The sequence below is a fragment of the Bradyrhizobium sp. genome (assembly GCF_016462955.1).
Taxonomy (GTDB): Bacteria; Pseudomonadota; Alphaproteobacteria; order Rhizobiales; family Xanthobacteraceae; genus Bradyrhizobium.
In genome coordinates, this window is record NZ_JAEMSD010000359.1 from 1 (window position 1) to 7,148 (window position 7,148).

The following is a 7,148-nucleotide window of genomic DNA, read 5'->3' on the forward strand; positions in this document are numbered from 1 at the left end:
GCAAGGGACGTTCGGTTGCGACCGTGCTGTTCAAGAATTCGGTGTTCGGCATCGTCGCGCTGGTGGTGGCGACGCTCAATTTGATGCGGCCGTCGATCGTGCTGCTCACCGTCGGCATCGTCGCCGCCGGGCTCGGCATCGTGCTCTACAATGTCGTGCTGTCGGGCCTGGCGATCGGCCTGTTCATCCTGGGCTTTGCTCGGCCCGCGCCCGCCACAGCGTGAGCGCGAACACCAGATAGATCGCGCAGGTCCACAGCGACTGCCAATTGTCGCGGCCCTCGTTGAAGAGCACGAAGACCGCCGACAGCGCCAGCACGCCCGCGAACACCGCTTCGGCGATCGGACGCTGGCCGATCTGCGGCCGGTTCAGCATCAGCAGCGCGAACGGCACCACGGCCATCGTTAGCGAGGCGTAGGGGAAATCCTTGTAGCGGGGGTCGAACACGAAGCCGAGCGCGGTCGCGGAGGCGATCACCGCCGTCACCGCCAGCGTCAGGCCGAGCACCGCAGTGAGCTTCGACCATTTCCGGCCCTCGCGCGGCCCGAGCAGGTCGAGGAAGGTCGGAAGGCTGCGGCCGATCACCATCGCCTGCGCGCAGAAGATCGGCGACAGGATGCCGGCGAGCAGCAGCGCACCCCACAGCAGCCAGCCGCCGATGCCGAAGCTCTCGTAGTACATCTTGTCCGCGCCGATCCCGAGCAGGATGCCGGCCGTCGTCGCCGAGATGCCGACACCGAGCCAGGCCGAGAAGCGCGGCGTCCACGGCCGCCGCCGCAGCGTGATCAGCGCCACGGCGAACACCAGCACGGCCAGGCCCATGCCCGCGCCCATGTACCATTTCCAGTACGGGAAATTGCTGATCGGCTGTCCCGGCGGATATTTCAGGCTGCGGGCAACCGAATCGTACAGGCCCCAATAGCCGCCGACGGTGCCTTCCAGCCGGCGCTTCCACGGCTGGTCGTAGGACTCGATGAGATTGACACGAAACTTCTGCGCCTTCGCAAGACCAAGGATTTCAGAGACGACGCGCGCCTGGTTGGTGCGTGACGGCAGCGCGCCGTCGCGCATGCGGCCCGCGCTCGGCCAGCCGGTTTCGCCGATCAGGATCTCCTTGCCGGGAAACGCCACCGCCATCCGCTCGCGGATCTGCTCGACATGGGCGGCGGCGAATTTCGCCCTGATCGGGACATCCTCCCAATAGGGCAGGATGTGGATCGTGACGAAGTCGACGGCGTCATAGACCTCGCGATTCTTCAGCCAGTATTCCCAGACATCGGCATAGGTCACGGGCACGCTGACCTGCGTCTTCACCAGGCGGATCAGGGCGACGAGATCCGCCGTCGTCATCTCGCCGCGCAGCAGCACCTCGTTGCCGACGATGACGGAAGTGATGACGTCGGGGTACTGCTTGATGAGGCGAATGGCGAGCCCGGCCTGCTCGTAGTTCTTGGTGCGGTTGCTCGAGAGCCAGATGCCCTGCAGCACCTTCATGCCGCCGACCTTGGCGGCGATCGCCGGCACCTGGTCGAGCCCGTTCTCCAGCGAGTAGGTGCGGACGCAGTCGGTGATGTCCTTGAGCTGGCGCAGGTCCTGCTCGATCTGCTCGGCCTCGATATGGGTCCATGGCTCGAGCGGCGACTGCTCGCCGCGGAACGGAGCGTAGGAAACGCACTGGACCTTGTCGGCGGGATCGATCGGGGCGCGCGCAAGCGTGATCGGCGTGGCAAGCCACCACCACACGGCAGCGATCGCACCCAATGAGACGAGCAGAAGCGCCAGTGGCGTACGAAGAGAAATCGGTTCCGTCCTCCGCGAAGGGCCCGTCGAATTACCTGCTCGCACGCCGTCTGCCAAGGGGGTGTCAGGGTGCGGATCGATGCCCGCCCCACCGGAACTTGGTTGCGGCCGTTCGACCGTCACCTAGCATCGTGACTTTGCTGGACAAAATTCGAAATACAGGTCATGGACTCCGCAAGACTTTTCCGCCGCATTGGAGACCTATTTGGACGCCATCACCGACGCGTCCGCGGGATCCTGACGCGGACGGCCACGAATATATTGGGGAATTCATGCGGCAACGGGTGTTCGAGTCACGAAATGCGGTCCTGCGGCAGTTCGCCGCCACCTTGGCCGCCTCCGCCATGCTCGTCCTGATCGGTGCCGGCGGCGCCTCCGCTCAGAGCGGCGCACCCACCCCCGAGCCGGGCAAGGCGGCCCAGCCCGCCGACGCCGCCAAGGACGCCGCCCAGAACCAGCGCCGCACCGACGAATTCGCCGAAGCCGCCCAGGTCATCGGCGGCCCCGCCGGCAATCCCGAATGCGTCTGGCTCGGCCGCCGCGTGGTGCGCCTGATGTGGCGCGATGACCTCGACACCGCGTTCCGCCATCTCGACCTCTACGACCGATTCGGCTGCCCGGGCGGCCACATCCAGGCCGCGTTCCGCTGCCTGACCCGGTTCGGCGGCCAGATCGACCCCAAGGTGGCCGAAACCCTGGATAGCCGCGTGCACGCGTGCTGGATCAATCCGGCGGCCCAGCCGCAACAGGCGGCGGCGGCCCAGCCGGCCGCGCCGGCCGCCAACGCTGCACAGCCGCAGCCGGCCGCCAGCCCCTCGCCTGCGGCAAGCCCGTCCCCGGCGCCGCCGAAATAGCCCACGCTTTAACCGCCCGAGATCCTCGACAGCGTTGGCCGTTTCAGCTGCCGTTCAGGAACGATCGGCCATAGACACGGTTGGCACTGCCGCGGGTGGTTCGAGAAGGCCATGCCCTCATTAGGTCATGAGGCCATGACAGTTGAGAAACCGCGCGGCCGAGATATGCTCCCTTTGCCGCGGACTTGGTCGGATCTCGGGGTCGGATCCGCTGCCCTGCCCCCTCAGCCCCTTTTGGTTTAGCCGCGATGCGCGTTGTCGCCGCCGTTCTGTTGCTCGTGTCCGGGCTCCATGCCGGGCTCTGGGGAGTCTTGCGCGACAAGCAACCCGCGCCTGACTTCAAGGGCCTGGTGCCGAGCCTGTCCTATACGCCGTTCGAACCGGGCCATGTCGTCGATCTCAAGGTCGACCCCGAGAAGATTCGCGCGGACATGAAGAAGCTCTCGACCCTCACGCGAGCGATCCGGTCCTACTCCGCGACGGAGGGCAACGAGCTGGTGCCACCGATCGCGGCCGAGTTCGGCCTCAAGGTGACGGTCGGCGCGTGGATCGACAAGGACGAGGATCGCAACGAGCGGGAGGTCAAGGCCGCCATCGAGCTCGCCCGCAAGAACAGCAACGTGATCGGTATCGTGGTCGGCAACGAGGTGATCTTCCGCGGCGAGCAGAAGGTCGAGGTCCTCATCGACAAGATCAAGAAGGTCAAGAGCGCGGTCCGCGTTCCCGTGACGACGGGTGAGATCTGGAACATCTGGCGCGATTTTCCGGACCTCGCCTCCAGCGTCGACTTCATCGCCGCGCACGTGCTGCCCTATTGGGAAAACTTCCGTTCGGATCAGGCCGTCGACCAGGCCGTCGACCGCTACAACCTCCTGCGCAATCAGTTCCCGGGCAAGCGCATCGTGATCGCCGAGTTCGGCTGGCCGAGCGCAGGCTACAATTTGCGCAGCGCAGACCCGGGTCCGTTCCAGCAGGCGTTGACCTTGCGCAACTTCGTCGTCCGCGCCGAAGCGCTCGGCATGGACTACAACATCGTCGAAGCCATCGATCAGCCCTGGAAGTTCTTCGAAGGCGGCGTCGGTCCCTATTGGGGCATTCTCAACGCCAGCCGCGAGCCGAAATTCGCCTGGACCGGCCCGGTCGAGAATCCCGATTACTGGAAGCTGATGGGCATCGCGCTCTTGGTCGGCGTCCTGCTGTCGCTGCCGATCCTGCGCATCGAGAAGGCGACCGCAAGGCAGGCCTTCCTGCTGTCGGCGACCGCCAATGGCGTCGGCGCCTGGACGGCAACCGTGTTCGCGTTCTGGAACAGCCATTATTTCGTCTTCGGCTCGGCCTTCGCGCTGACGCTCGGCATGATCCTTCTCGTTCCCCTCGTTCTCATTGCGATGGCGCGCATCGAGGAGATCGCCGCGGTCGCCTTCGGCCGGCCGCCGCAGCGGCTTCTCACCAGGAGCAAGCCGGTCGAGAACGCGCCGGAGAGCTATTATCCGAAGGTCTCGATCCACATCCCCGCTTATTTCGAGCCGGTCGACATGCTCAAGCAGACGCTGGATGCGCTGTCGCGGCTGAACTATCCGAACTACGAATGCGTCGTCATCATCAACAACACGCCGGATCCCGCCTTCTGGCAGCCGATCCAGGACCATTGCCGCGCGCTCGGTGAACGCTTCAAGTTCATCAACGCCGAGAAGGTGCAGGGCTTCAAGGCCGGCGCGCTGCGCATCGCGATGGACCGCACCGCCGCGGACGCCGAGATCATCGGCATCCTCGATGCCGACTATGTCGTCGAGCCCGACTGGCTCAAGGACCTCGTGCCGGCCTTCGCCGACCCGCGCGTTGGCCTGGTGCAGGCACCGCAGGAGCATCGCGACGGCGACCTGTCGATCATGCACTACATCATGAACGGCGAATATGCCGGCTTCTTCGACATCGGCATGGTCCAGCGCAACGAGGCCAACGCCATCATCGTGCACGGCACGATGTGCCTGATCCGCCGCGCCGCGATGGACATGGCCGGCGGCTGGTCATCCGACACCATCTGCGAGGACTCCGATCTCGGCCTTGCGATCCAGGAGCTCGGCTGGACCACCCACTACACCAACACCCGCTACGGCGCGGGTCTGTTGCCCGACACGTACGAGGCCTTCAAGAAGCAGCGGCACCGCTGGGCCTATGGCGGCCTGCAGATCGTCAAGAAGCACTGGCGCCGATTCCTGCCCGGCGCGAGCCGGCTCACGCCCGACCAGAAGCGCGAATACAGCCTCGGCTGGCTGAACTGGCTGGGGGCCGAGAGTCTCGGCGTCGTGGTGGCGCTGCTCAACCTGATCTGGGTGCCGATCGTCGCCTTCGCCGACATTGCCGTCCCCGACAAGATCCTGACGCTGCCGATCATCGGCGCCTTCATCGTCTCGCTGGTGCACTTCCTGTCGATGTACCGCGCCCGCGTCGCCATCAAGCCCGGCCAGATGCTGGGCGCCATGATCGCCGCGATGAGCGTGCAATGGACGGTGTCGCGTGCGGTGGCGCAGGGCCTGATCACCGAGCACATCGCCTTCGCCCGCACCTCCAAGGGCGGCCTCAGCCGGATGTCGATCGAGTTCCAGGCGTTCTGGGAAGCCGTGATCGGCACCCTGCTCCTGGTCGGCGCCGGCGTGCTCATCGCCACCAACAACTACAAGGAGATCACCGAGATCTACATCTTCGCCGGTGTCCTCGTGCTGCAGAGCCTGCCGTTCCTGGCCGCCGTCGCCATCGCCGTCCTCGAGCTCAGCCGCATCAACTCGTTCCAGTTCTGGCGCGACAGCGCCATCCGCACCGCCGAGCTGATCGGCCTCCGCCCGGTCGCACTGCCGCCCGTGGGCGCGCCGCAAGCTGTGCCGAGCGAGGTGCGCCGCGAGGTGAATTGACAGGCGGAGAGCTGGCCTGCGGGCTTCCTTAGTGACGCCCGCCTGCGGCGGGCTCTGGCGAGGTCGCATCCGCGGCGAGATTAGCGAGACCCTCATGGTGAGGAGCCCGCCAAAGCGGTCGTCTCGAACCATGAAAGGCCCGGCTCTCGCGTAAGGCTCCGCAGTTCGGCGTGGATGGCAAGCCGTCAATCAGGTTGAAAATCCCGACCTAACCAGCGGAATCAGCGGACGAATCTCCGACCCCGCCGCGATCTTCGGCGACCACCCGCACTATTGACCTGCGCAGCCACTCCCCCTACACAGCGCGAGCCGACGGCATGATCCGGAAACAGCCGGTTTTCCCCGCGACGCAAGCTTACAGCGTAGCGGCAAGACATGCTTCTCGAATGTCCGACCAGGATGGCGACCTCTTGTCGTAGCCATCAGCGGCCATGGGAGCGCGTAGCTCAGCCGGTAGAGCACGTGACTTTTAATCACGGGGTCCTGGGTTCGAGCCCCAGCGCGCTCACCAAGTTCTCCCCTTTCCTGAATGGCAAAAGGCCCCCGGGTTTCCGAGGGCCTTCTCATCTCACGCGGGGGTACATCCGCCCCGAATGAAATAATTCCTATCTGGCGCGCAGATATCTCAGTCCTTCGATGGCGAGTTGGTTCTCATCGGTGCTCGGTGAGTCCGAGAGAAATCCCGTGACGTCTGCCCGCAGCGTTTTTTCCTGCGCGAATGTGATGTTCACCATCATGCCGTAAGCCTGCATGACGCGATCGACTGCTAGTTCCATGAAATCCCTTTGGAGGTCTAACCCTTTCCAGGCATTTTGGTTCCATCACGACGGGGCCCCGCCGACAGCTGGGCGACGGCAATCGGTCAGGAATTGAAGCGAGCGCCGCTCGTTGGCATTGATCGCGCCTGCAGTTTTTGCTCACCGCGTGATGCCATGTCGAGCCCCGTCATGAGTCGCAAGAGGAATAGGCAGGCTCAGGATCGATCCTGATCGAACATTGCTGAATCGACGCGAGGTGGTGGAACCACTGCTGCACGTTTTGTTTGTTCATCGTGACCAAACAATCCGAACAACTCCGACAACAAGCGCGGCGAGCCGAGCGCCTCGCCTTGACAGTCAGCAATGATGACGCCGGAAAGGCCCTGAAGGCATTGGCGCGACAGCTTGACGAGGACGCCGACAGGCTCGAAAGGCCCGCCTAGCCTGATCGAGGAAATGAGACCCTGAAAGTCGTCTCGCTCGGCGAGGATTCAGCGGTGATGATGCCGCCATGGGCGCGCGCGATCTCTTGCGAGATATAAAGGCCGAGCCCCAGGCCTTTCTGGTTCGGAAGGACCTCGCCTCGCTGAAACGCCGTGAACAGCAGCGGCAAGGCCTCCTCAGGTATGGGCGCCCCTCGGTTGGTGACACTGATCTCGTAGCCCTCGTCCGTCGTTCTGGCGGCCACGTGAATTGGCTGGGCGGGATCACCGTAGGACGTCGCATTCCCCAGGATGTTGGATAGCAACTGCTCCAGCCGGCCGGCATCCACCTTCACCATCCCCGGCACGTTCACTTGTGAAAGGATCTTCCAGTCCGGATAGACG

General features: G+C 64.6%; 5 protein-coding genes, 1 tRNA gene and 1 pseudogene. 4 read left to right on the top strand and 3 right to left on the bottom strand.

What is annotated here, in order from left to right:
• A pseudogene (locus JHD07_RS28060) lies at nucleotides 1–224 on the top strand (hypothetical protein); the annotation flags it as partial.
• On the opposite strand, the gene JHD07_RS28065 reads toward JHD07_RS28060, so the two are convergent.
• Nucleotides 184–1,743 (bottom strand): beta-(1-6) glucans synthase, encoded by a 1,560-nt coding sequence (locus JHD07_RS28065; RefSeq protein WP_291627971.1) that lies wholly within the window; start codon nucleotides 1,741–1,743, stop codon nucleotides 184–186. The pseudogene JHD07_RS28060 and the gene JHD07_RS28065 sit on opposite strands and share 41 nt — an antisense overlap.
• Before the next feature lie 329 nt (nucleotides 1,744–2,072).
• On the opposite strand from JHD07_RS28065, the gene JHD07_RS28070 reads away from it, so the two are divergent.
• From JHD07_RS28070 to JHD07_RS28080, 3 genes are all read left to right on the top strand, one after another.
• Complete coding sequence (locus JHD07_RS28070; RefSeq protein ID WP_291627972.1) at nucleotides 2,073–2,654, top strand: beta-1-3, beta-1-6-glucan biosynthesis protein; 582 nt, start codon at nucleotides 2,073–2,075, stop codon at nucleotides 2,652–2,654.
• A gap of 248 nt (nucleotides 2,655–2,902) precedes the next feature.
• Nucleotides 2,903–5,563 carry a glycosyltransferase gene (locus tag JHD07_RS28075; RefSeq protein ID WP_291627974.1) on the top strand — a complete coding sequence of 887 codons (2,661 nt, stop codon included), beginning with the start codon at nucleotides 2,903–2,905 and terminating at the stop codon, nucleotides 5,561–5,563.
• A 435-nt stretch (nucleotides 5,564–5,998) separates the two neighbouring features.
• A tRNA-Lys gene (locus JHD07_RS28080) sits at nucleotides 5,999–6,074 on the top strand.
• Between the two features lie 94 nt (nucleotides 6,075–6,168).
• On the opposite strand, the gene JHD07_RS28085 is transcribed toward JHD07_RS28080, so the two are convergent.
• Together JHD07_RS28085 and JHD07_RS28090 are read right to left on the bottom strand one after the other, a co-directional pair.
• Nucleotides 6,169–6,339: a hypothetical protein gene (locus tag JHD07_RS28085; protein ID WP_291627976.1), complete on the bottom strand. Its 171-nt coding sequence runs from the start codon at nucleotides 6,337–6,339 to the stop codon at nucleotides 6,169–6,171.
• A 421-nt stretch (nucleotides 6,340–6,760) separates the two neighbouring features.
• On the bottom strand, nucleotides 6,761–7,148 hold a 388-nt coding region (locus JHD07_RS28090), incomplete at its 5' end, for a sensor histidine kinase (RefSeq protein WP_291627978.1).